A 22,771-nucleotide genomic window follows, 5' to 3' on the forward strand; every position below is an offset into this window, starting at 1 on the left:
AAAATATATCAACGATTTTTCAAATATATCGACTTACCGACAAGTAGTGACAATTTTATTTATCATAATTTTATTATGTAAACAAAATTGAGGAGGGAATATCATGCATCGCCAAAAACGAATGAATGAAATTGCTGATCATATTTTAAGGTTAAACTTAACTCATCCAATAAGAGTTGGAGTGAGTGGCATTACAGCCTCAGGAAAGACAACATTTGCAAATGAGCTGGCAGAGGAAATGAAAAAACGGGGAGTACAAGTAACACGTGCCAGCATTGACGATTTTCATAACCCGAGAGCGATTCGATATGTGCAAGGAAAAGAATCAGCGAGAGGGTATTATGAAGATGCACATGATTATACAGCTTTTAAAGAAAGACTATTAATGCCTTTAGGATCTAATGGAGATTTACATTATGAAACGATTTCTCATAACTTAATAACGGACATCCCTGTACATAACGCGCCTCTAGTGGCTCCGCCTAATATGGTGTTAGTAGTAGATGGAACATTCCTATTAAAAAAAGATATTGAGCATTTATTTGATTATAAAATTTTTGTAGATACAGACTTTGAGATTGCGAGAAAACGTGGTGCAGAGCGAGAGACTGAAGCTTTTGGAAGTTATGAAGAAGCAGAGAAGATGTTTTTGAACAGGTATCATGCAGCATGTAAAATGTATATAAACGAGCATAATCCGACAGAGTGTGCGGATGCTATATTTCTGAATAGTGATTTTGGAAATCCAGATGTTATATTTCATGAACGAAAGTAATGCACAGTCAGAAATATATGTATAACCTTTTATTTATTGTTATAATTAAATTAATTTTATGAAAAAAATTACAGGGGATAAAGCGAAAATAAGTTAAAAAACGTAAAAAGGGGACAGGACATATAATGACGGAAGTACAAGAATTAAAAGAAGAACTACAACAAATAAAAAATAACAATTATGCTGTACCAGAAGACGTAGATGCATATCCATATGCACAGTGGATGCTAGATTACATCGGATCACCAGATGCTGAACTACGTGATGATTTGATTTATAGTACGCTTCACACATGGATTACAAATGATGTATTTAGACAAAAAGAATTACGAGGATTAATGTTACAAGCAATTAGTCCTGATTATTTATTTTATAAAATTGGTGAAAAGGGAACAGACTCTGTTTTTAAACGTGCGTTCTCTGTATTAATTCCACCACTTATTTTATCTGTTCATGAAAGAGAACCATTGTTAACGGAAGAACAACTGTACAGTGTGGCAGAACAAGTTCTGGAATATGTATATTTAGAAGAAGATGTAAGAGGTTACGTAGACGGCAAAGGATGGGCGCACTCTACGGCACACGCTGCGGATGCACTAGATGCTTTAGCACATACGATACAAAATCGCGAGTTTTCATATGCAATACTAGCTGCTGTTCGTCAGAAGGTTCGTATGAATGACTACGTGTACATAAACTTTGAGGATGAGAGATTAGTAAAACCAATTATGTCGTTACGGGACCAAAGTCTTTTAACTGAAGAAGAGTGGAGTAACTGGCTACATAGTATAGCAATTGTTGAAGACATCCGAAATCCTCATAATACTATTTTAGTACAAAATATTAGAGCGTTCTTAAGAAGTTTATATTTTACAGCTTTGGAGAAAGAGGGATCTACTGCTTTTACAGATGATATATTGGAGACTTTGAAGAATTTGCGTAGATATTAAAAAATGTCGAATTTATATACGTGTTGAAATTGCGGACTTGGAGGATACATTTTGAAGAACTATGAGTTTAAAAATAACATTCCAACATTGGAAGAATATAAATATTTGTGTGAGTCTGTCGGATGGACTGATTATATGAATTTTGAAGTGGTGGAAACATCACTTCAAAATTCAATTTACTGCATTACAGTCAATGATAATGAACAAATTGTAGGCATGGGGAGAATTGTTGGTGATGGGGCTATCTATTTCTATATTCAAGACATAGTAGTTCATCCAGATTATCAGAAGAATGGTATTGGGAAAGAAATAATGAACATGTTGGTTGAATACTTAAATCGAAATGCCCCGGATAAGGCATTTGTCGGTTTGTTTGCATCACAAGGTAAAGAACCATTCTATGAAAAATTTGATTTTCAAGATTACTCGCCAAACATGACAGGGATGTTTACTGTAATTTCAAAAAAGTAAACATTAACAGTTTTAATTCCCTAATAAATTGAAAAAATTATGATTTGGGTTATCTCATTGGGGGAGTGTATTTTTGTTAATTTGATGGGTATAGTACATAAAACTAATAACTTCCAAACATACTAATAAAATGTTTTGGAGGTGAGTTTTATGGATAAAAAAGATTTTCAAAAAGTTTATAATGATTACTTACATCAAGGAGAAGAGCAAGCTCAACTGGAAGTAGCTCGGGAAGTCGATTCAGGCGTAGAACAAATTGTTGCAGTTCGTAAAAATGATGAAGGTGATCTAATTGCTTTTAAAACAAGTAGCGGAAGAGAATTAGATTATATTACTGCTCTTGATGAAGCGAAATCAGGGAAGTTAGCTCATGTGGACGTATTTCATAAGTATGGCAGGGATATTATACGTAGTGAACCGGATGGAACGAAAGAAAATAACTTAGATAACTTACCGTCTTTTTAGACGGGTAAACCCCAAGAAGAGAATATTCATTTGGATATTCTCTTCTTTTCTTTGCTAAGCTTTCCCTACAAATAGAATGTTTATTTCTAAAGTGAAATTACACTTTTAAAGAGCTCTCTAAATTTCTCTTTATCTTCTGCTGTAAATGGTTTTGGCCCCTTTGTACGTTTTCCACTTTTTCGAACCATTGCACTTAAATAACGTGTTTGTAATAATTGGTCAATGTTTTCATTCGTATACTTATACCCTTTATGATGAAGAACGACACAGCCTTTTGCTAAAGCAAGCGAAGCAAGACCGTAATCTTGCGTAACGATTAAATCTTCTTTTTTTGCTAACTGCATAATCCGATAATCTGCAGCATCTGCTCCAGAATCAACATAAATTGTTTCCACACCGGCTGGCTGTTCCGCATTAGAAAAATGAGAAAAGCTAGTAACGAGGGTAACTGGAATTTCAGCCTTCGTAGCTTCAAAGATAATAATATCTTTTACAGGACAAGCATCTGCATCAACGTAAATTTTCATTTTTATCACTCCTATAAAGTGAAAATTTAATCGGTGGGGGTTTAGTTCATTCCACACTGATTATTAATCGAACCAATCGTGCATTAACGGGCAGCCCGACTCCTACCAAACTTCTTCGTTCCAGCTGAATTTTGAGGTAGGCGTCTTATTGCCCGCAAATAGCGGGATAAATAGGTTCGTGTTGATAATAATGGTAGATTTAGGTTTTGTCAAACGAGGATTTAGTATTTAAACTTACAAAATTTGTATATCTTTAAAAGTATATGCTAACATATAGTTGGTGGAAAAATAATAATTTTCAGAAAGAAGGAATTGAATGATTTATAAAGCAGATAATAATGTAAGGGAAAAGTTAGTTGAGATGTTTGATGATTTCGATAGTACGATTGTACTTTCATATCTCCAAGGGCATATGGGAAGTGCATGGGTAGACGATCTTGTAAATCCAACTGTTGCTCAAATAACTGTAGGGATTTTTGTGTTTTATGCTGGGAATCCGAACGTAGAAGAAGCGGAAGAATTACTATACAATCTTCCTGATTTTACTCTCGCTATTGTTGATTCGATTGAATGGAAAGAACGGATAGAGGCTATTCATAAAGGATCAATTGAGAAGTTTCAAAGGTTTAGATTTAATAAGAACCCCGGCGATTTAGATAGAGAATACATTCGGGACCTATTGACTACATTACCTCAAGAATACGAAATGAAAAGAATCGATAAAAATATAGCAAAGTCTTCTTCATTCAATGCACTATCAGAAGATTTTATTAGTCAGTTTGATTCAATTGATGACTTTATTGATAGGGGCGTAGGGTATGCTATTTTAAATAAAGGGCAAGTTGTTTCTGCTGCAACATCATTTAGTATATTTGATGATGGAATCGAGATTGAAATTGCTAGTCACCCTGAACATAGAAGAAAAGGTTTAGCCACGCTTGTAGCATCTGCACTAATGTTAGATTGTCTAGATAGAGGGAAATACCCTAGTTGGGATGGAGCAAATTCTGAATCTGTTGAACTAGCAAAAAAGCTGGGTTACACTTTTAAGGAATCTTATGATACATATTTTATTGAAATAAAAAAATGAACAAGTTCAAGTACATAAACTAAAGTGTTTTTTAGTTTATGTACTTAGTTAAAAATTAATTAAATTATGTTGACGAAAAGTACAATATTTAAGGGTGCTACTCATTTTTCACAAACTAAAATAGCCTCACGTAAACGAGAAATCCCTTCCTCAATTTGATAAACATTTACTTTCCCATAAGATAAACGAATGTAACCATCTTTAGCGCCGAAAATGCTACCCGGCATAAAGGCAATTTCTTGTTTTAAGCTTTGCATAATGAGTTGTTTTTCGTTTATTGGTTCGTTTAATTTTCCCCATATGTATATACCGCCGGTTGGATTAGAGAAAGAGATTTTATCATGAAGTTGCTCGTTTAGAGCGCGGACGATAATGTCTCTTTTTTCTGCTAGTTGCTTTCGTAAGGGCGCTATATGTGACTGGAATGGAACGGTTTCGAAAAATTGTTGCATAAGCCACTGAGGGAAAATGCTCATTCCTAATTCCATTTGGTGCCGTGCATCTGATAATCGCTCTACTACTGACTGCGGGGCGACAAGCCAGCCAACTCGTAAACCTGGTGCAATCATTTTTGATAAGGAATGTACATAAATGACTGTTCCGTTTTCATCAATTGATTTTAAAGTAGGGCAAGGTTGTTTGTTTTCTAAAGTAAGCAAACTTGACGGATCATCTTCAACGATCGCAATTCGTAAGTCCGCACAAAGTGACAACAGTTTTTTTCTACGATTTGGATGCAGCATCGTTCCAGTAGGGTTTTGAAAATTTGGATTTAAAAAGATCATTTTAATACGATGTTTTCTATATAACTCTTGCACATCGTCTGGATTAATACCGTGCTCATCGACAGGTAATGGGAAAATACGAATACCTGCTGATTGGAATAACGGTAATGAATAACAGTGTGAAGGACTTTCGAAAGCGACGGCATCACCTGGATTTAATAAACATTGTACGATAAGGTGAAGTGCTTGCTGTGCACCAGATGTAATCATAATCGACTGTTCGGTCGCTTCAACTTTTAAATATTCCTTCATATATTTTACTACCGCTTGTCTTAGCGGGAGATAGCCTTGCGGGTGATCGTAACTTAATGACTGTGTTAACGGTTGTTCTCGTAAAATCGTTTGTAGCTGATCATGAGGATAGAGATTACAACCAAGTTCTCCGTTTGCGAAGTCAATGATGTTTTCATTTTGCTGTATTTGCGCCCGAATGTGACGAAGTAATGGTAAGTTTGGTAAAAAAGTACCGCCCTCTACGAAACCTCTCCAGTTCGGCGTTAATGTTGGAGAAACGCCCCACATATGTGTACTCACACGTGTTCCTTTACCGGTCGTGCTTTCTACAATTCCCATAGCACGAAGCTCATTATAAGCAGTCGTTACCGTACTTCGATTTACATTTAACTGTGTAGCTAATTTCCGTTCTGAAGGGAGGAAGCTACCTGGGGGAAGCTCTCCGTACGTAATACGTCTTTCAATAAAGTCAACAACTTGCTGATAAATTGGGATTTTACTGTCACTATCTAGCTTCCATTCCATACAAACGCCTCCGCATCTCTTATATACATCAAGTATAACAAATTGGCTGGGTAAAAAAACAGCCAATTGGACGGTGTTATATCCAGCCAATTTTACTATGCTAAATATGGAAGGGGAGATTCGGATGAAACGATGGCAAATGGAGTGGCTCCTAGTAGCAGTCGCTTTAGTATGGGGAGCAAATTATACAATTGGAAAGTATGGCGTAGCATTTATGTCATCCATTCAATTTAATAGTTTACGATTTTTAGTAGCATCACCGGTATTATTACTTATTACATTTATTATGGAACGCTCACTTCGTATTGAAAGAAAAGATTGGTTACGATTATTAGCAGTCGGTATCGTTGGAACGACAATGTATCAAACGATGTTTATGTTATCTGTAAAATATACTTCAGCAACGAACGCTTCATTATTAATTGCGATGTCACCTATTTTTACAGGGATATTAGCAGTATTGCACAAACAAGAACGTTTTTCGATGAAAGTACAAATTGGTTCTATATTATCCTTTATTGGTGCAGCACTCGTTTTATTAACAGGGCATACAGGAGGAGCAACTTACGAGTATGCGTGGCTCGGAAATTTAATTGGATTAGTCGCAGCAATTGCGTGGGGATGGTATCCAATTTTGGCACAACCTCTCATTACAAAATACTCCGCAATGAGAGTCACATCATGGTCAACATTAATTGGAATTGTACCTCTTGTTGTATATTGTTTATTCAATGTAAATACATTAACATGGCCAGTAGACATGCTAAGCTGGGGATCTCTAGCATATTCAATCGTCTTTGCGACAATCTTCGGACTTGCAATGTGGTATGTCGGTATTAGTAAAATCGGCTCAACGAAAGTAATGGTTTATATGTATCTTGTACCATTGTTCGCAGTTATCTTTGCGGCTATAACAATCGGGGAGCAAATCAATATGATGCAACTAGTTGGCGGTCTTATTATCTTCATCGGTTTATATGTTGTGAAAAAAGGCGGAATCAAAAAGCCAGCTCTCAATTTGAAAAAAGTAAGTTAACAGTAAAAATGATCTCTTTCATATAGAAGGAGATCATTTTTTGTTTCGTAATAAAAGTGCTTGTTCAACAGCCCATTTTTGATGATCATGAATTAAATGCTCTATAGCAAGTAGTGGAGACATCCATTGTAAAATATGGTCCTCTTCATGTGTTTCAACTTCATATATTTTTTGACCGATGTAAAAATAACCATCATTTAAATAATATGTATCTTCTTTTTCCGCATAAAAATATCGTGCTGCATTACCGATATAGTGATCAATTTCAATTCCCCAGCCTAATTCCTCTAGTAATTCACGATGTAAACATGCTTCTTTCGTTTCCGTACCTTCCATACCACCACCTGGTAAAAAGAAACGGTTTCTATTTTTGATAATAGCTACTTTTGAACAAACTTCCTTAAAAATAACCGCATAACAGCTCGGTCTTAATACATACTGAACAGTAGGTTTTTTATAACCAAATGTGAGTTTCGAAATAATAAAACACTACCTTTCTCTATAAAATACATAAAAGGAATAATAAGGTAAAAGTTGAATTGTATTAGGATAATCATAGTTGATTGGAGTGATACCAAAATGATAAATCGAAAGTGTTCACGATGTAAAGAAATAACAGGTACATTGCATGGTGGTAAAAAAATTAAGGAAGAATTTTTATGTGAGGACTGTTTGCAAAAAGGAATTGCGAGTGGAGAAATCGAATTATCACAAGTGGAGAAAGAACAAACTTCGTATCTTTCTATAAAAATATTAAAAATAATGAGTGTGATTTATTTAATAGTGTCTATTATAACCGCTTTTTCTGCTGGAGCACTTATACAGGATCCAGGTCTTGGTGGAATATCATTTTCAATAACAGGCGCAGTTGGTGTTATGATAATTGGATCGATATTCCAGTCTGTTCTCGTATTTTGCGGGATATGGGTATTCATCCTATTAGTAGAAACGGTCATTAAAATTTATGAAAAAATGAAGTGAGTGAGAGGGAGAAATATATGCGAGTAAGAAATATTCAAGGGGAAGATTATATAAAGATTCATTCCGTTTTAAATGATTGGTGGGGCGGGAGAAATATGGCTGACATGTTGCCAAAATTGTTCTTTGTTCATTTTCAAGAAACGAGTTTTATCATTGAAGAAGAGGGAGAAGCGTTAGGTTTCTTATGTGGATTCTTTTCGCAAACCCACAAAGAAGAAGCTTACGTTCACTTTATCGGCGTAAATCCAAAGTATAGAAGAAAAGGAATTGCATCGACATTGTATTCTTATTTCTTCGATGCCGCTCGTGCAAACAATCGTAAAGTTGTAAAAGCAATCACATCACCAGTTAATAAAAAATCGATACAATTTCATCAAGAAATTGGTTTTCAAATTGAAGCCGGAGATGGTGAAATCGATGGTGTATCCGTACATACAAATTATGATGGGAACGGCGGGAGTAGGGTTTTATTTTTAAAACATGTGTAAAGATGGGCTAACGTGAAGTTAGCCTTTTTGTTGTGAGGAGGTATTAGTATGGAGAGTAAACAAAGTAGAAATGAGTATTTACAGCGCATATATAAAGTTCAAGATTATATAGAATCAAACATAAATGATTCACTTTCTATTGAGGTGCTAGCAGATGTGGCAGGATTTTCAAAGTTTCATTTTCATAGAATTTTTAAAGGGATGATGGATGAATCGTTATCTCGGTATGTGAATCGTTTGAAATTAGAAAGAGCAACACATTTACTTACATATCGCACAGACATGACGGTTACAGACATTGCTTATCACTTTGGGTTCACGGATTCAGCAGTTTTCTCCCGGACATTTAAAAATCATTACGGAGTAAGTCCATCTTACTATAGAAATCACAATAGCAAGAATTGCAAAGACGGGAACGAAGGTTATCAATACAATGAATGTAAGAAGGTTCGAGGAAATGTTGAAATTGAAACAGCGGACAATGTAAACGTTGCATACATAAGACATGTAGGTACATATAAAGATTTAACTATAGATTTTCCAAAGATGATAGAAAAACTATTTCATTACGCAACGGAGCAAAACTATCATGTATTCGAGGATACGAAGGTATTAACAATTTATCACGATCATCACGAATTTACAGAAGACTATCATTTAAGAACGAGCCTTTGTATAACAATTCCAGATGAATCCGCTGTAGAAACGAGCGGAATTGGAATTATGGCAATACCGCCAGGAAAGTATGCAGTAGGCCATTTTGAAATATTCCAAGACGAATATAAAGGGGCATGGGATTTCTTATATGGCGAGTGGCTACCGAATAGCGGATATAAACCGAGAGATTCGTATCCTTTTGAAATGTATAAAAATGATCCAGGGCAACACCCAGAACATAAACATATAGTTGAAATATATGTACCTATCGAACCTTTTTAATCATAGATTAAGGGGGAAGAACAATGAAAACTACTGAACAGTTAGATTGTATGATAAAAGAAGACTATAAAAATATAAATGGTATGTTAGTTGTACAAAAAGATAATGTTGTTTTGGAAAAATATTATAACGGATACGGATCAGATGATGCATTTCATGTAGCATCAGTCACAAAAACGATAATCTCTGCGTTAATTGGGATATGTGTAGATAAAGGCTATATAAAAAGCGTTGATCAAAAGGTAATAGAATTTTTCCCAGAATATAATCCTAATGCATCTGAAATAACAGTTTGGCATCTTCTTACAATGACAGCTCCATATCCTTTTGCAGACTGGCATGAACCGTTAGAAGAACTATGTACACAAAAGGATTGGGTAGAGTATACGTTAAATAGAATCGGGCAAGGCGGAGAAATTGGGTCTTTTAAATATTCTTCTGCAGGAGCTCATTTATTATCAGCAATAATTACGAGTGTAACTGGGAAAAGTGCTCGTGAGTTTGCGAACGAACACCTATTTCAGCCTATCGGTATGAGAGAAATTCCAAACTACAATATGAAAGCATTTGGATTTGATGACTTATTCGGAAAAGATGTGAAAGGGTGGGTTCACGATCCAAACGGTATTTCGACGGGTGGATGGGGACTTACGTTAACCGTTAGAGATATGGCTAAGTTTGGACGTTTATATTTAAATGAAGGTACTTATGATGGAAAACAAATTCTTTCAAAATCATGGGTAAAAGAATCGACAGCAATGAACCAGAATCAGTATGGTTACTTATGGTGGTTACGAGAAGAAGACGGGGTCTATTCATATTGTGCAATGGGTGATGGTGGGAATGTGATTTGTTGTATTCCGGAGAAGGAATTGGTGGTGGTGATTGCGTCTGAAATTATACCGAATGCAGGGGATAGATGGAAGTTAATTAAAGACTGCATACTTCCTTATTTAAAAGATTAAGATGTGTATTTTATGAAAATGAGAATAAAAGATTTAGTTATACTTGTTTTGTTCTCAATGAAAGAAGTAAGTGTTGTGAGAAAAAAGTTGTTCAACTAAGATTAGAAAACTTCAACACCTATACGATTATTGAATAATTGCATGGTGTTGAAGTACTTTTAAGTAAATTAAGGTACATTAAACAGCGAGCTGAAACACCTTTTTCTGTTATTGTAAATTATTCTTTAATTTTTCGATGTATAAAGTACATCATGCCAAACACAATTGCCAGCAAAATAAATTTAATTAATTCTATTAGGCTAATATCCCATTTTGTTTCTACTCCATCTGTTAAATAAAATACATTAAACATACCATGTAAAATTGCAGGTGTTATCACAGAACGGCTATACTCTCTCGTATACGTCAAAATTATAGATAATATAAATAATAATGAGAGATAGCTTAATATTCCTACAAACCAAAACTCATAGTTTTTATAAAAGATTGATACTGGTAAATGCCATAAAGACCAAAGCGATGCAGTAATGATTGCTGTTTGTGTTAATGAATATTTTTTTCGTAAATGGTAATGAAAATTTCCACGCCATATGATTTCCTCTAATAATGCGGATAAAGCTGCGATTGTAAGACCAATGAGTAGGAGAGATCCCAATTCATTACAGTGATTAAATAAGAACTTAATATTATAAATATAAAAATAGAAATGGAGACATAGACCTAAAAGTAGTGGGAATAAAATGGAGAAAATTAGTGATTTTAATGTTGGACGTGAAATTCCAAATGTATGAACTATTTTTTGTTTCTTATATAATTTCTGATATAAAATAACAGCTAAAAGCGGAACAACCATCGTAAACCCTAAATAATTACGACTATTTTCTATGTTTAGTAAAACGATATAAACAAGCGATGTGAGAAAATAAATGTATAATGTTGAATGATAAACTATGTTTTTATTAATATTTTTCACCTACCTAAGTACATATAATTTGTTAATCGAATATTGGATATTTTAATTATATATGAAATGGAAATAGACAGAATGAATATTTTCATACTGTTGATTCTAATAATAGAGAAGAGGATTAAATTTTATACCGCTATTATGTATAAGTAAGAGATAGAAAGAGATAGAAAGAGATAGAAAGAGATAGAAAGAGATAGAAAGAGATTGCTCTAGATGGATAAAAGACGTTGTTTGAAAGGTGAGGGTATGATGGCAAAGTCTAATATTGTAGAAATTATTTCAGCTTTAGTATCTATTATCGGCGTGTATATACTAATAAATGCACCAGAAATGGGGAGTAAGGCTGCAAGTAGATCTGTTGCAGAGCAGGGCGGTCATATGGATACGAGTACATATTTAGCTATATTACAAGGATATGGAAATTCATATACAATTCTAGGTGCGATTTGTTTATTTATGGGATTGCTCAGTTTAATTTCGATAATTTCAATTCAAGTATATAAAAGTAAATAGAGGTTGAAAAAACAATGCTCTTGTCAATTTGGCGGGAGCATTGTTTGTATAAATAAGTATTTTTCTATAAGGAAATATCATGCGGTTCCAAAAAAGAATGTCCCCGTAACTTTCCACAATAAAAAATCGTTAAACAAAAGAAAGGATTTTTACTCGCGAATGGAGGAGAAACATGAAGATTTTAATTCTAGGTGGTACACGATTTTTAGGAAGAGCATTTGTAGAAGAGGCCTTAAAGAGAGGAAATGAAGTTACATTATTTAATCGCGGAACAAACAAAGAAATTTTTTCAAATGTAGAGCAGTTAATCGGTGATAGAAATGGCGATGTATCAAGTTTAGAAAATCGAAAATGGGATGTTGTCGTAGATACGTGTGGGTTTTCTCCGCACCATATTAGGAATGTTGGAGAAGTACTAAAAGATAATATAAAGCATTATATATTCATCTCAAGCCTTTCCGTATATAAAGATTGGATCCCGCATCATATAAAAGAAGACTATATATTACAACCTGAACCTTCGATTGATAAGTTAAAGGCTGTAGAGAATGGTGAAATATCTCCTTATGAGTATTACGGTGCGTTAAAAGTATTATGTGAAAAAGAGGCAGAGAAATATTGGCCAGGTCGTGTTTTACACGTAAGAGCAGGACTTCTCTCGGGAATGTTTGATTATACAGATCGACTCCCTTATTGGATTCAGCGTGTAGCAAAGGGAGGAAAAGTGTTAGTACCAGGAAGAAAAGACCGCCCAGTACAGTTAGTTGATATAAAAGATGTCACAAGCTTTGGATTAAATTAAACATGGCAGAAAACAATAAAGCAGGTACATTTAATGTAACAGGTCCGAAAGATGAATTGACGATGGGGGAAGTATTAAATACGTGTAAAGAAGTTACGAATAGCGATGCTGAATTCGTTTGGGTAAATGAATCATTTATGAATGAACATAAAGTGCAGCCATGGACAGAGATGCCATTATGGCTTCCTGAAACATTTCCATTAGAAGGGGAAACCGAACCGTGGAAAGGTGGATTTTCTATAAGTATCGAAAGTGCTGTAAAAGCAGGGCTTACTTTTAGAAGGTTAGAAGATACAGTTACAGATGTGCATGAGTGGATGAAAGAAATGAAAGATAGTGAATTAAAAGCAGGTATTTCAGGGGAGAGGGAGAGAGTATTATTAGAGAAATGGTATAAAGAAGGGCAAACAAGGGCAAACAAGGGTACTTTTAGAATGATTTGATTTTAAGGGATGGTATGATTCATTGTATAAATCTTTACTCAAGGAGATATTCTATTTATTTCTAAACTATAGTAGTTATTATGAATATAATAGTTGAATATAAAAGAGCACACTTATTCATAGCGAAAGTGTGCTCTTTTCCTTACTTATATTGTGATGGCGAAATACGGTCTAGCCATAGTATGCCATCGTATTGTTCAATCGGTTTTAAAATTTCTTCATAGTCTTTATCGCCCCAGTGTCTTGCGGTAGTAGGGGTAAACATCCAAGACGTTTCAGGGCGATTGCGCTCTCCTTTCAAATTGACAAATATATTAGGATTTTGAGATGTTCGCAGTATATTTTCGATGCTTTGTTCAGCGTGGTCTATATCTATAGGGACTATTTTATCAAGGTCATTACTATCCCAACTATTTCCGCTATACGCATATACGCCAATTGTATACATTTGCTCTTTTATCCGTTGAGGTAAATAATCAATCATATTAGGTGCTTTAAAATTGTATTGTTGGTATTTGGTCCAGTCGAGTATCATTTTTGAATTTTGTTTTCGGATATGATAGTTATGTCCCCATACAATGATTTTTTTATTTTTGTACTGAATATCACTTAACCAAGCTAAGGTTTGCCCCATCTTTTGATCTCGAATATAAAGTGATAGATCGGAAAGTTTAAAGTCTGTTGGGTAAATAGAGTTTTTTTCTTTTACAGTAGCATCTTGGTGTGTCTTAATTGTATCAATACGTGTACTGATAGTCTTTTCTAATAGGTTTACATCATATGTATTTGATGGAGCTACCTTAGTCAATTCTGTTTTATGTTGTTGGACAAACGTTTTAATTTTTTCATATTTGGCTATTATCGGCTGAATGTCCGTTTTATATTGTTCATAAGAGTACTCATTATCTTTAGGTGCAATTTTCTCCTCTATATTGAGTAATTCTTTATGAGCTATTTCTATATCATTAGCAATTTCAGGATTAATTTTTTCTAACCATTCTTTTGCAAACTCAGGGAAATAAGAATACCATCTGAATTGAGCATCAAACCCTGTTAATATAAGAGGTGTTCCTTTTTCTTTTTGATCTTTTATATATTGAAATAGCTCCACTATTTCTTCAGTATGCCAAACACCATATAAAGATTTTTTCATGGCCTGCAAGGCTGTTAATTGGTCGAGGTTTTGATTTACAGCATTTGCCTCTGCAAATCCTGTTTCAAACGCAATTACATCATATCCCATTTCTTCATGTAAATACTTAATCATACGTACTTTTGATTGGTTTATTTCCTTAGCACCATGTGTACTTTCCCCAAGTAGAACAATTCGTTTATCTTTTATTTTTTCTTTTAAAAAGAATAAATCATCAGTTGTCTGTGCGTTTGGTTCGTTTAATTTTTGTGCATTTTCTTTTATCCATTCTTCCCATTTTGGCTGATCTTTCGGTTTCTCTTCAGCTGAAATCACAGATGTAAATGCTGTGAAAGCTAGAAGTGAAGTAATTATTCCTATTTTCCACTTAGTAAACACATATTTCCCCCCATGAAACAATTTTGTTCTTTAAATAACAGGATATATATCCAAATATATACTGTTCTTCCATGTATTTATATTAGTTGATAATAACATAAGAAACAATATAAAAATTAAGAAAATTCGATCTGGAATTAGATAATGAAGGTTATTATTTTTATTAGTTACTACGAGTTAGTTGACAACAAATAACGAATCAATAGTTAGAATAATGGTTTTTATCTAAAAATATTGAAAGGCATGATTGGATTTAGTAACCTTAATTTATAAATAATAGTGTGTAATTAGGTATAGTGCATATGAAAAAAGCTTTTTTGTACTTACTTGCAATTACAATTGTTTAATTTCTTAATCTAAAACTATATAAAGGTGGTACAAAATAGTGGATCTTACATTTAAAGTAGAGGAAACATGTTTTAATTACCGCGTCGGAGCAATTTGTAAACACGATAATAAAATACTCATTCTGCAAGGTGACGGTGAAGATTTTTGGTACGTACCAGGCGGACGTGTGAAAATGCTAGAAAATAGTGAAGATGCATTAAAACGGGAGCTTGCAGAAGAACTAAGCGTTCCTATTGAAGTGAAGAGATTAATATGGTCAGTAGAAAATTTCTTTACACTTTCTGAGCGGAAGTTTCATGAAATTAGTTTTTATTATGAAGTAGAGCTACATGAGTTACCTGCAAATGGAGCGGATCAATATATTCTGCAAGAAGAGGGTAGAACATATATGTTTAAGTGGGTGCCGATAGAAGAGCTACATGCATATAACTTACAGCCAGCATTTATAAAAGAGAAAGTAAAGGATATAGCAGTTCATACAGAACATATCGTTTTACAAAAGTAAACGTATCCGGAGGGGAAAACCGTGAAGGGGAATAAAAAAGAGATACATATAGATGATAAAGTAATTCGTTATACACATATTGAAAAAGGTTCTAATACAATTTGCTTTATGTTCTCAGGTTCAGGCTACAATTATGATAAACCATTATTTTATTATGCAACGATGTTAATGCTTGAACATAAAATTGATGTAGTGCATATGCATTATTCTTACGACGAACAGGTAATGAATAGACCAATGGAAGAGATAACGAAAGTAATGATGGATGATATTAATCCCGTAATAAATGAAGTATTAAAAAGAGGACAATACAACGATACAATGTTTTTAGGGAAATCACTCGGAACGATTCCAATCGCAAATGATTTAATGAAGAGAGAAGAGCTTTTACAGTCAAAAATGATATTATTGACACCTTTACTGACGTTTGATACGATTTTTGATTCTATCTTACATAGTGATCATGAAGGGCTTTTAGTAATTGGGGATAAAGATCACCAGTACGATGCAGATCAAATTGATCAGTTATATAAAACGAATTTAAAGATCGATATTGTCAAAAACGCAGATCATTCTGTAAATATTGGGAAATTTGAAACAGAGAATTCAATTGAAGCTATAGCAAAAGTAATAGAAAAACTTAAAGAAGTTGTAAGGACAAACTAATTTAAGTTTCAATACATGCAAAAAGAGGTGCAATTTGCACCTCTTTTTTATTTAATAAGCCTTCAGCACATGAAGAAAATAATCCTTCCGATTCAGCGGATTATAATCAACACGTTTTCGAGTAGGGAAGGGAGCCTTCAGCTTTGTGAAACCAGCTGGCTTTGTTGTAAAGATACCTTCTCCTTCAGTAAATGAATGTAGCATTCGTTTAAAACTCTCTGTTTTTGCAACAGGTAATGATCCTGTTAACTGGTAAGAGTCATTATATAATATAGGCTCTTCAAAAGTTGCTGGAATGGCAGCTAGTTTATACATTGCGGTACTAATTGAGTACTCCGGTACAGTTAATTCAAATTCGTTTAATGGTTCATATACACATGTTTCAGCTTGTTTTAAAGCATCCATTAATACGAGCGGTGTTAAATTTCTAAAGTCACTTGCTGTTGTAACAGGGCTTGCATAGCCGGTATGTGTTAGCGTGACGATAATGTCCGCAACTTCCCATCCGTATAAACCTTGTTTTAACGTTTGAAATACCGTATCTTCAATCGCTTTATGAAATGCTAAAGGTAGTGATCCAAGTTCAACACCTAAGTTGTACGTTAGGCCAGAGTTAAGCTTCCCACGTTCAACTTTGAAACCGATTGTTGCGTAAAATGGATTCGCTTTTTCACCCATTACTTCAACGGAATTCCCTATGCCAATTGGTTTCTCAATACATACAACTCGTGTATTTGAGAAAGTAACCTGCAAATTATACTTTTCATGAAGTGTTGTTTCAATAACTTCTTTTTGTACCTCACCGAAAAGGCGAATGTATAGTTCATTATGAACATTGTCTTTCCACACTTTAATGAGTGGATCTTCTTCACATAGTTCCATAAGAGCTACATATAAATCATGATTTTTTTCTTTAGGCATTGCTTTAATGGCTGCTTCCATTTGTGGTTCGGCCAATTGAATGTCTTTAATATGATTCGTCCGTTCTCCGATAATATCACCAATTTTAATATCGCTAAATCCCCAAACCTTACCAAACTCTCCACTTTGAACAGTAGGAGTTTGAACTGCATTGCCATTATGAAAAATACACATTTTTTTAATCTTTTCTTTATGTGTTAGAGACTTACTACGCTGAATATCAACATGTTTTCTAACGTGTAAACTACCAGAAAAAACTCTTACATAAGCTATCTTTTCGCCAGAAGACTCACGTTCAATTTTAAAAACAACACCGGACAATATATCATCTTGAGACGAAATATTTGCTGGAAGCAAGACTGAAATATTTTCAAGTAGTTCAGTTACTCCGATACCTGTCATTGCTGAACCGAAAAAAATCGGATACACATTTGCTTGCTGTATTTGTTTTTCTAGTTCTTTTCTTAAAAGTGCGTCCGGTATTATTTCGTTATTTACATATGATTCAAGCAATGTATCATTATATGGTGCTAATTGTTCCATACAATCGTCATATGATTTATATTCAATAATACGAGCTTGTTTTGTTCCTTCGTTTTCAACTGCATAGAAGGGTAATACTTCATTTGAAAGAGTTTTTCTTATTTGTTTCACAACTTTTTCTGTGTTTGCACCACTACGATCAATTTTATTAACAAATAAAACAGTCGGTATGTTTAATTTCTGTAGTGTTCGCATTAAAATTTTAGTTTGTGCTTGAATACCTTCAACAGCAGAAATAACTAAAATCGCACTGTCTAAAACGCGGAATGATCGCTCCACTTCAGCGATAAAATCAGCGTGTCCAGGTGTATCAATGACATTTACTTTTAAGTTGCCTATAAAGAAAGAAACGACAGATGCTTTAATCGTAATTCCGCGTTCTCTTTCTAATTCCATTGAGTCAGTATGCGTATTTCCGCTATCTACTCGGCCGATTTCTTTAATCACATTTGTTTCATAAAGAATACGCTCAGTCAAACTCGTCTTGCCAGCGTCCACGTGCGCGACAATCCCTATATTTATTGTTGTCATATATTGAAATCCTCATTTCGTTTTCCATTTTTATTTCCTCATTTCTATTTGTGAATTGCCGCATTACAATCACTCTCCAGTCATTTAAATTATTACTATTATAATGTAATTTACATTTTTTGTAACGCGACAAAGCGCCTTAATTTGGAAAAATAAAGTGAAACTTTAATCAGGGGGAGTTTTGTTCATCCCACTGATTATTAGTTGAACCAATCGGGCTTTTACGGGCAGTGGAGCTCCCACCTAACTTCCTCGCATTAGCAGAATTTTGAGAGGGGAGTCTTACTGCCCGTTAAAGCGGGATAAAAAAGAAAACAAAATGCTTGCATTTTAAATTGTTATCAATTATATTAATTGACATATCAACTATTGATGCATCAAATATTTTTGTTTTGAATGTAAAGGAGGGGTAATTTGACAAGTTCATGCTCAAAAGAAGCGATTATTTTATATAAATTACACTTCCTCAATAAAGAAGTAAGTTCGAAGTTTGAAGGGTGTACTGGTATGAGTCAGTCTAGACTAGAACTCATACTTCAGTTATATGAAGTAGATGAAATTAGTCAAAAAGCACTTCAGCAAGAAGTGAATATTGATAATGCCGCAATTACGAGGCATTTAAAACAGCTGGAAGCAAACGGAATGATTACAAGACGTAAAAATCCAGATGATAACAGAATTACTTTAGTTTCTCTAACTGAAGAGGGAAGAAATAAAATTCAAGTGTTTCAAGAGGAAAAAGAACGTTTTGCCGCTTCAGCATTTAAAGGATTAAGTGAAGAAGAACGCGATAATCTTTTAACTATGTTAGATCGCATTCAAGAAAATATAAAAGAATTATAAAAAAAGGGAGAATACAACTATGACTAACTCAGTAAAAACAAATGATTTTAACGAAATTTTAACAGGACGTCGTTCAATTCGTAAGTACGATCCTTCAGTAAAAATTAGCAAAGAAGAAATGACAGAAATTCTTACAGAAGCAACACTTGCACCGTCTTCAGTAAACATGCAACCATGGAGGTTCTTAGTTATTGAAAGTGAAGAAGCAAAAGCAACACTTGCGCCACTTGCGAAATTCAATCAATCTCAAGTAGAAACATCTTCAGCAATGATCGCTGTATTTGGTGACTTAAATAACTTTGATAACGCAGAAGAAATTTACGGTACAGCAGTAGAGCGTGGTTTAATGCCAGCTGAAGTAAAAGAAGATCAAATGAAAAAACTTTCAGGTTACTTCTCAATGGTTACACCAGAAGTAATGAAAGATACTGTATTAATTGACGGTGGTCTTGTAGCAATGCAATTTATGCTAGCAGCTCGTGCTCACGGTTATGATACATGTCCAATTGGTGGATTTGAAAAAGACCAAATCGCAGAAGCGTTCGGATTAGATAAAGAGCGTCACGTACCAGTAATGTTAATTTCAATCGGAAAAGCAGCTGATAGTGGTTACCAATCAGTACGTCTTCCAATTGACAAAGTTGCTGAGTGGAAGTAATCTTATAAGGTCTTAGAAATATATGGAATATGAGAGGGGAAACACCATGATTATTATTCACGCAATATTTCAAGTAGATCCAGCAAAACAACAATCATTTTTAGAAGAAATTCAGCCACTAATTCATGGCTCAAGAGAAGAAAGTGGAAATGTATCTTATGATTTATATAAAAATACAGAAAAAGAAAGTGTTTATACGATGGTAGAAGTATGGAAAGATGAATCCGCAGTTGCGAGCCATAATGCGAGTGAACACTTCACATCTTTCGTTGGTAAAGCATCACAGTTTTTAACTGCTCCGCTTGATATAAAAGTTTATAGCGGTGAACTAGTAAAATAATATGGGTATAGAAGATGACTTTGGCGTATTGCCGGGGTCATCTTTTTTTATTTTGATATGAATATATTTACTTTTAACTTAATGTGTTATAATTTGGAAAAAAATATTCTTAATTTTAAAAATATTTAAAGGTGGTAGTGAAACATATGAACATATTAAAGAAAATTACTAACAATATTTCAAAAGTTATTATAGGAAAAGATGAATCAATTGAGCTGGCTGCAATTGCTCTTATAGCAAAAGGACATATTTTATTAGAAGATGTTCCCGGTACTGGAAAAACAACATTAGCAAAAAGTTTAGCCAAAAGTGTGAACGCTAAGTTTCAAAGAATACAATTTACAGCTGATACTTTACCTGGCGATGTCATAGGACTTGAATATTTTGATGTAAAGGAATCGGAATTTAAAACGAGGCTAGGGCCTATTTTTGCAAATATAGTATTAGTTGATGAAATTAATCGAGCTGTACCGAGAACACAATCTTCGTTACTTGAGGTTATGGAAGAGCGTACTGTTACGATTGCGAAACAGACACATTCATTACCAGAACCTTTTTTAGTAATTGCAACGCAAAATCCTCTTGAATCGGCTGGCACATTTCCACTACCAGATGCTCAGTTAGACCGCTTTTTACTCACTATACGCCAAGGTTATCCTACGAGAGAAGCAGAAAAGGAAATGATGAATCGCTTCCAAACGAATGATCCGTTAGAAACGTTACATTCTATTATTTCAAGTGAAGAAATTATTACGGTGCAAAAACGTGCAAGGGAAGTGTTAGTAGGGGATGATGTGCAAGATTATCTTCTTGAAATTATTGAAGCAACCCGTAAGCATGAGTTAATTGAAATTGGTGTAAGCCCGCGAGGCACATTGGCATTTATGCGGGCAATCCAAGCACGAGCAATATTAAATGAAAGAGATTACTGTACACCAGATGATATTAAGACACTTGCTGCAGCCGTTTGTGCTCATCGGTTAACGTTAACGATTGAAGGAGAGATGAAAACGACAAAAGAACATATTATTAAAGAAATTCTTCACACAATTAATGTGCCAGTGGAGAATGTACGATGAATCAACAGCTCGTGTATACATCATTAGCGGATCCTTTCGTAATAGGAGTTGTTTCAGTTGTAGCCGTTATTTTATGTGTATTTTCAAGTAATCTACTAATTTTATCTCTCGTATTTTTATATTTAATTTTAATAGGAGCTACGCATGGATACATACGTAAAGTGTCTCGCGTTCAATGGGGATACAATCAAGGCAATTCGAACGTTTTTATAGGTGAAACGAATATGTGTAAAATAAGAATTTCAAACAACTCGATATTTCCTATTTTCAATATCGTATTTCGATTTAAATGTGAAAATAAGCTAACTTGGAATCATGATGAACTAAACAAAAATCATAGCACAGGTTCAAATTATTATATGAAATTTCATATAAAAGGAGGAGAGTCAGTTTCATTTGATTTACAAAGTATTGCATTACGAAGAGGGGTTGGAAAATGGGAAGAGGTAGAAATTGTTATTACGGATCCTTTTGGATTTATAACGAATCACATAACATATAGTCACGTTAATACGCCGTCCTATTTAGTTTTACCGGCTGTTCCGAAAATACAAGTACCTGAATTACAAGAATGGTCACGTGGGTTTCGAAAAGCAATGTCGTCTCCGCTATATGATGAAACGAAAGTAATGGGAGTGAAATCTTATGAAAATGAAGATTTTCGTTCCATACATTGGAGTGCAACAGCAAAAACAGGGACGATAACGGCGAAAAAATACGAACGAACACAATCAGATAAATATGCGGTTTATCTTAATTTACAAAATAAAAGTGGCGTTTCTTTGCGAAATGATACAGAAGAACTAATTGAATTAACGGCAGGCATATGTAAACAACTCCTCATGCAAAACTGTTCATTTGAATTATGGATTAATAGCGTAAAAGATAACGGATTGTTGCATATAAAAAACGGGGATAATCGGAAACATTTGCAAAATGTATTAAAAGTACTTGCCTCAATATCGGACCAAGATACGCCTGTATCATCTTCTTATTTTTACACAGCTGGCTTTCGTCGTAAGGAATTGGATGCGGTTCCTTTAATTTTGGGTACTTCTCCAAGGAAATATAGTAGAACGAATAAATGGATTGTAATTAAAGAATAAGAAAGGGCTTATGTCATGTTGAATAAAAAGCGGCATACGAAGGTGAAGTTTTGGAGTGTAAGAGCTTTAATCATACTTTTCTTTGCGATTAGTGCGATAACGTTATCAAAAGGTGTTGTGCATTTACAAGATGTAGTTAAAGAGCATTTTTTTAATGAGAATGAGTCGGAAAAAACTTATAACAGAACAATAAACGTCGAACAAACCCCAGAGTGGGAAGCAATTAAGGATGATGAAGAAGGAGATACAGGTATAAGAACGAAAACGAATAGAAAGTTTCCAGTTTTTGAACGGGAAAGTTTATGGGGGGACGTCTTTTCAGTGCTCTCAAATTCATGGATTACTATAGCGTTTTATGTGATTATCGCAGTCGCAATTATATATTTCCTCTACAAATCTGTTAGGAAAAGGTTAACGAAAACAGAAATAGAGCAGGAGAAACAATCGGTAACAAAAGAGAATACGGTACGAACCGTAAAGAATGAAAAAGTCATTCATCAGTCAGAGTATCCGCTGCCTACAGAGACGATAAGAAAAAGGTTAGTTGAATGGGAGAGAACTTTACCATTTCAGGAACAGCGCAGGTCCTATGAAACGATGCAACAGTGGTTAAGAAGAATTTGTAGAACGAGCGATATTATTCCGATATATGAGTCTGTTCGATATGGTGAAAAGACGTATACGGAGTTAGATGTGGAAAAAACTATAAAGTGGATAGAGGGGGATGGGAAATTGGATTAA

Annotated in this window: 25 protein-coding genes and 1 pseudogene; 20 read left to right on the forward strand and 6 right to left on the reverse strand. The window is 34.4% G+C overall.

What is annotated here, in order from left to right; all coding sequences use genetic code 11:
- Nucleotides 1-103 precede the first annotated feature (103 nt).
- The 4 genes from BAU28_RS16300 to BAU28_RS16315 all read left to right on the forward strand — a co-directional run bounded on the left by BAU28_RS16300 (nt 104) and on the right by BAU28_RS16315 (nt 2,661).
- Entirely contained in the window at nt 104-775 is a 672-nt protein-coding gene (locus tag BAU28_RS16300; RefSeq protein ID WP_071719153.1) for a nucleoside/nucleotide kinase family protein, read from the forward strand.
- A 125-nt stretch (nt 776-900) separates the two neighbouring features.
- Nucleotides 901-1,725 carry a DUF2785 domain-containing protein gene (locus BAU28_RS16305; RefSeq protein WP_071719154.1) on the forward strand — a complete coding sequence of 275 codons (825 nt, stop codon included), beginning with the start codon at nt 901-903 and terminating at the stop codon, nt 1,723-1,725.
- Nucleotides 1,726-1,776: 51 nt separating this feature from the next.
- Nucleotides 1,777-2,196 carry a GNAT family N-acetyltransferase gene (locus tag BAU28_RS16310; RefSeq protein ID WP_071719155.1) on the forward strand — a complete coding sequence of 140 codons (420 nt, stop codon included), beginning with the start codon at nt 1,777-1,779 and terminating at the stop codon, nt 2,194-2,196.
- Between the two features lie 150 nt (nt 2,197-2,346).
- On the forward strand, nt 2,347-2,661 hold the full coding sequence (locus BAU28_RS16315) for a DUF3892 domain-containing protein (RefSeq protein WP_071719156.1): 315 nt from the start codon (nt 2,347-2,349) through the stop codon (nt 2,659-2,661).
- 86 nt (nt 2,662-2,747) lie between these two features.
- Here the strand turns inward: BAU28_RS16315 and BAU28_RS16320 are convergent, their stop codons facing one another.
- A complete protein-coding gene (locus BAU28_RS16320) occupies nt 2,748-3,188 on the reverse strand; it encodes a YaiI/YqxD family protein (protein WP_071719157.1) in 441 nt (146 codons plus the stop codon).
- Nucleotides 3,189-3,504: 316 nt separating this feature from the next.
- Here BAU28_RS16320 and BAU28_RS16325 point away from each other — a divergent pair, with 316 nt between their 5' ends.
- Nucleotides 3,505-4,278 carry a GNAT family N-acetyltransferase gene (locus tag BAU28_RS16325; protein WP_071719158.1) on the forward strand — a complete coding sequence of 258 codons (774 nt, stop codon included), beginning with the start codon at nt 3,505-3,507 and terminating at the stop codon, nt 4,276-4,278.
- A 101-nt stretch (nt 4,279-4,379) separates the two neighbouring features.
- Here the strand turns inward: BAU28_RS16325 and pdxR are convergent, their stop codons facing one another.
- Nucleotides 4,380-5,822 carry a MocR-like pyridoxine biosynthesis transcription factor PdxR gene (gene pdxR / locus BAU28_RS16330; protein WP_071719159.1) on the reverse strand — a complete coding sequence of 481 codons (1,443 nt, stop codon included), beginning with the start codon at nt 5,820-5,822 and terminating at the stop codon, nt 4,380-4,382.
- 124 nt (nt 5,823-5,946) lie between these two features.
- On the opposite strand from pdxR, the gene BAU28_RS16335 reads away from it, so the two are divergent.
- Entirely contained in the window at nt 5,947-6,858 is a 912-nt protein-coding gene (locus tag BAU28_RS16335) for a DMT family transporter (protein WP_071719160.1), read from the forward strand.
- A gap of 33 nt (nt 6,859-6,891) precedes the next feature.
- On the opposite strand, the gene BAU28_RS16340 is transcribed toward BAU28_RS16335, so the two are convergent.
- The gene (locus tag BAU28_RS16340) at nt 6,892-7,341 is read right to left on the reverse strand and encodes an NUDIX hydrolase (RefSeq protein WP_071719161.1); all 450 of its coding nucleotides are present in this window, start codon (nt 7,339-7,341) and stop codon (nt 6,892-6,894) included.
- Nucleotides 7,342-7,437: 96 nt separating this feature from the next.
- On the opposite strand from BAU28_RS16340, the gene BAU28_RS16345 reads away from it, so the two are divergent.
- The 4 genes from BAU28_RS16345 to BAU28_RS16360 are packed head-to-tail and all read left to right on the forward strand — an operon-like array spanning nt 7,438 to nt 10,231.
- Nucleotides 7,438-7,839, forward strand: a complete 402-nt coding sequence (locus BAU28_RS16345) for a DUF3980 domain-containing protein (protein WP_071719162.1) — start codon at nt 7,438-7,440, stop codon at nt 7,837-7,839.
- 17 nt (nt 7,840-7,856) lie between these two features.
- A complete protein-coding gene (locus tag BAU28_RS16350) occupies nt 7,857-8,327 on the forward strand; it encodes a GNAT family N-acetyltransferase (RefSeq protein WP_071719163.1) in 471 nt (156 codons plus the stop codon).
- Between the two features lie 48 nt (nt 8,328-8,375).
- A complete protein-coding gene (locus tag BAU28_RS16355; RefSeq protein WP_071719164.1) occupies nt 8,376-9,266 on the forward strand; it encodes an AraC family transcriptional regulator in 891 nt (296 codons plus the stop codon).
- Nucleotides 9,267-9,289: 23 nt separating this feature from the next.
- A complete protein-coding gene (locus BAU28_RS16360) occupies nt 9,290-10,231 on the forward strand; it encodes a serine hydrolase domain-containing protein (protein WP_071719165.1) in 942 nt (313 codons plus the stop codon).
- Between the two features lie 217 nt (nt 10,232-10,448).
- Here BAU28_RS16360 and BAU28_RS16365 read toward each other — a convergent pair whose 3' ends face one another.
- Nucleotides 10,449-11,204, reverse strand: a complete 756-nt coding sequence (locus BAU28_RS16365) for a CPBP family intramembrane glutamic endopeptidase (RefSeq protein ID WP_071719166.1) — start codon at nt 11,202-11,204, stop codon at nt 10,449-10,451.
- Nucleotides 11,205-11,414: 210 nt separating this feature from the next.
- Here BAU28_RS16365 and BAU28_RS16370 point away from each other — a divergent pair, with 210 nt between their 5' ends.
- Nucleotides 11,415-11,714, forward strand: coding sequence for a hypothetical protein (locus BAU28_RS16370; RefSeq protein WP_071719167.1), 300 nt, complete (start codon nt 11,415-11,417; stop codon nt 11,712-11,714).
- Nucleotides 11,715-11,886: 172 nt separating this feature from the next.
- Nucleotides 11,887-12,959: pseudogene (locus BAU28_RS16375) on the forward strand (SDR family oxidoreductase).
- 142 nt (nt 12,960-13,101) lie between these two features.
- Here BAU28_RS16375 and BAU28_RS16380 read toward each other — a convergent pair.
- On the reverse strand, nt 13,102-14,490 hold the full coding sequence (locus BAU28_RS16380) for an erythromycin esterase family protein (protein WP_071719168.1): 1,389 nt from the start codon (nt 14,488-14,490) through the stop codon (nt 13,102-13,104).
- A 385-nt stretch (nt 14,491-14,875) separates the two neighbouring features.
- Here BAU28_RS16380 and BAU28_RS16385 point away from each other — a divergent pair, with 385 nt between their 5' ends.
- Both BAU28_RS16385 and BAU28_RS16390 read left to right on the forward strand, forming a co-directional pair.
- Nucleotides 14,876-15,343 carry an NUDIX hydrolase gene (locus tag BAU28_RS16385; RefSeq protein ID WP_071719169.1) on the forward strand — a complete coding sequence of 156 codons (468 nt, stop codon included), beginning with the start codon at nt 14,876-14,878 and terminating at the stop codon, nt 15,341-15,343.
- A gap of 21 nt (nt 15,344-15,364) precedes the next feature.
- Complete coding sequence (locus BAU28_RS16390) at nt 15,365-16,009, forward strand: alpha/beta family hydrolase (protein ID WP_071719170.1); 645 nt, start codon at nt 15,365-15,367, stop codon at nt 16,007-16,009.
- Between the two features lie 51 nt (nt 16,010-16,060).
- Here the strand turns inward: BAU28_RS16390 and BAU28_RS16395 are convergent, their stop codons facing one another.
- Entirely contained in the window at nt 16,061-18,004 is a 1,944-nt protein-coding gene (locus tag BAU28_RS16395) for an elongation factor G (RefSeq protein WP_071719171.1), read from the reverse strand.
- Nucleotides 18,005-18,418: 414 nt separating this feature from the next.
- On the opposite strand from BAU28_RS16395, the gene BAU28_RS16410 reads away from it, so the two are divergent.
- The 6 genes from BAU28_RS16410 (at nt 18,419) to BAU28_RS29885 (ending at nt 22,771) form a co-directional block, all read left to right on the forward strand.
- Nucleotides 18,419-18,847, forward strand: a complete 429-nt coding sequence (locus BAU28_RS16410; protein ID WP_002172515.1) for a MarR family winged helix-turn-helix transcriptional regulator — start codon at nt 18,419-18,421, stop codon at nt 18,845-18,847.
- A 19-nt stretch (nt 18,848-18,866) separates the two neighbouring features.
- Entirely contained in the window at nt 18,867-19,505 is a 639-nt protein-coding gene (locus BAU28_RS16415) for a nitroreductase family protein (protein WP_071719173.1), read from the forward strand.
- Between the two features lie 46 nt (nt 19,506-19,551).
- Complete coding sequence (locus BAU28_RS16420) at nt 19,552-19,845, forward strand: putative quinol monooxygenase (protein ID WP_071719174.1); 294 nt, start codon at nt 19,552-19,554, stop codon at nt 19,843-19,845.
- A 146-nt stretch (nt 19,846-19,991) separates the two neighbouring features.
- Complete coding sequence (locus BAU28_RS16425; protein WP_071719175.1) at nt 19,992-20,924, forward strand: AAA family ATPase; 933 nt, start codon at nt 19,992-19,994, stop codon at nt 20,922-20,924.
- Nucleotides 20,921-22,030, forward strand: a complete 1,110-nt coding sequence (locus BAU28_RS16430; RefSeq protein ID WP_071719176.1) for a DUF58 domain-containing protein — start codon at nt 20,921-20,923, stop codon at nt 22,028-22,030. Before BAU28_RS16425 ends, BAU28_RS16430 begins: the two co-directional genes overlap by 4 nt.
- 15 nt (nt 22,031-22,045) lie before the next feature.
- Complete coding sequence (locus BAU28_RS29885; protein ID WP_071719177.1) at nt 22,046-22,771, forward strand: 6TM ABC transporter family protein; 726 nt, start codon at nt 22,046-22,048, stop codon at nt 22,769-22,771.

This window comes from Bacillus paramycoides, assembly GCF_001884235.1.
GTDB lineage: Bacteria > Bacillota > Bacilli > Bacillales > Bacillaceae_G > Bacillus_A > Bacillus_A paramycoides.

Bases quoted from the DNA above. Each gene is read 5' to 3' on its own strand.
- BAU28_RS16425 (WP_071719175.1), top strand. From the start codon at position 19,992: ATGAACATATTAAAGAAAATTACTAACAATATTTCAAAAGTTATTATA.
- BAU28_RS16415 (WP_071719173.1), top strand. From the start codon at position 18,867: ATGACTAACTCAGTAAAAACAAATGATTTTAACGAAATTTTAACAGGA.
- BAU28_RS16335 (WP_071719160.1), top strand. From the start codon at position 5,947: ATGAAACGATGGCAAATGGAGTGGCTCCTAGTAGCAGTCGCTTTAGTA.
- BAU28_RS16360 (WP_071719165.1), top strand. From the start codon at position 9,290: ATGAAAACTACTGAACAGTTAGATTGTATGATAAAAGAAGACTATAAA.
- BAU28_RS16355 (WP_071719164.1), top strand. From the start codon at position 8,376: ATGGAGAGTAAACAAAGTAGAAATGAGTATTTACAGCGCATATATAAA.
- BAU28_RS16315 (WP_071719156.1), top strand. From the start codon at position 2,347: ATGGATAAAAAAGATTTTCAAAAAGTTTATAATGATTACTTACATCAA.
- BAU28_RS29885 (WP_071719177.1), top strand. From the start codon at position 22,046: ATGTTGAATAAAAAGCGGCATACGAAGGTGAAGTTTTGGAGTGTAAGA.
- pdxR (WP_071719159.1), bottom strand. From the start codon at position 5,822: ATGGAATGGAAGCTAGATAGTGACAGTAAAATCCCAATTTATCAGCAA.
- BAU28_RS16300 (WP_071719153.1), top strand. From the start codon at position 104: ATGCATCGCCAAAAACGAATGAATGAAATTGCTGATCATATTTTAAGG.
- BAU28_RS16320 (WP_071719157.1), bottom strand. From the start codon at position 3,188: ATGAAAATTTACGTTGATGCAGATGCTTGTCCTGTAAAAGATATTATT.
- BAU28_RS16430 (WP_071719176.1), top strand. From the start codon at position 20,921: ATGAATCAACAGCTCGTGTATACATCATTAGCGGATCCTTTCGTAATA.
- BAU28_RS16420 (WP_071719174.1), top strand. From the start codon at position 19,552: ATGATTATTATTCACGCAATATTTCAAGTAGATCCAGCAAAACAACAA.
- BAU28_RS16370 (WP_071719167.1), top strand. From the start codon at position 11,415: ATGGATAAAAGACGTTGTTTGAAAGGTGAGGGTATGATGGCAAAGTCT.
- BAU28_RS16345 (WP_071719162.1), top strand. From the start codon at position 7,438: ATGATAAATCGAAAGTGTTCACGATGTAAAGAAATAACAGGTACATTG.
- BAU28_RS16350 (WP_071719163.1), top strand. From the start codon at position 7,857: ATGCGAGTAAGAAATATTCAAGGGGAAGATTATATAAAGATTCATTCC.
- BAU28_RS16305 (WP_071719154.1), top strand. From the start codon at position 901: ATGACGGAAGTACAAGAATTAAAAGAAGAACTACAACAAATAAAAAAT.
- BAU28_RS16325 (WP_071719158.1), top strand. From the start codon at position 3,505: ATGATTTATAAAGCAGATAATAATGTAAGGGAAAAGTTAGTTGAGATG.
- BAU28_RS16395 (WP_071719171.1), bottom strand. From the start codon at position 18,004: ATGACAACAATAAATATAGGGATTGTCGCGCACGTGGACGCTGGCAAG.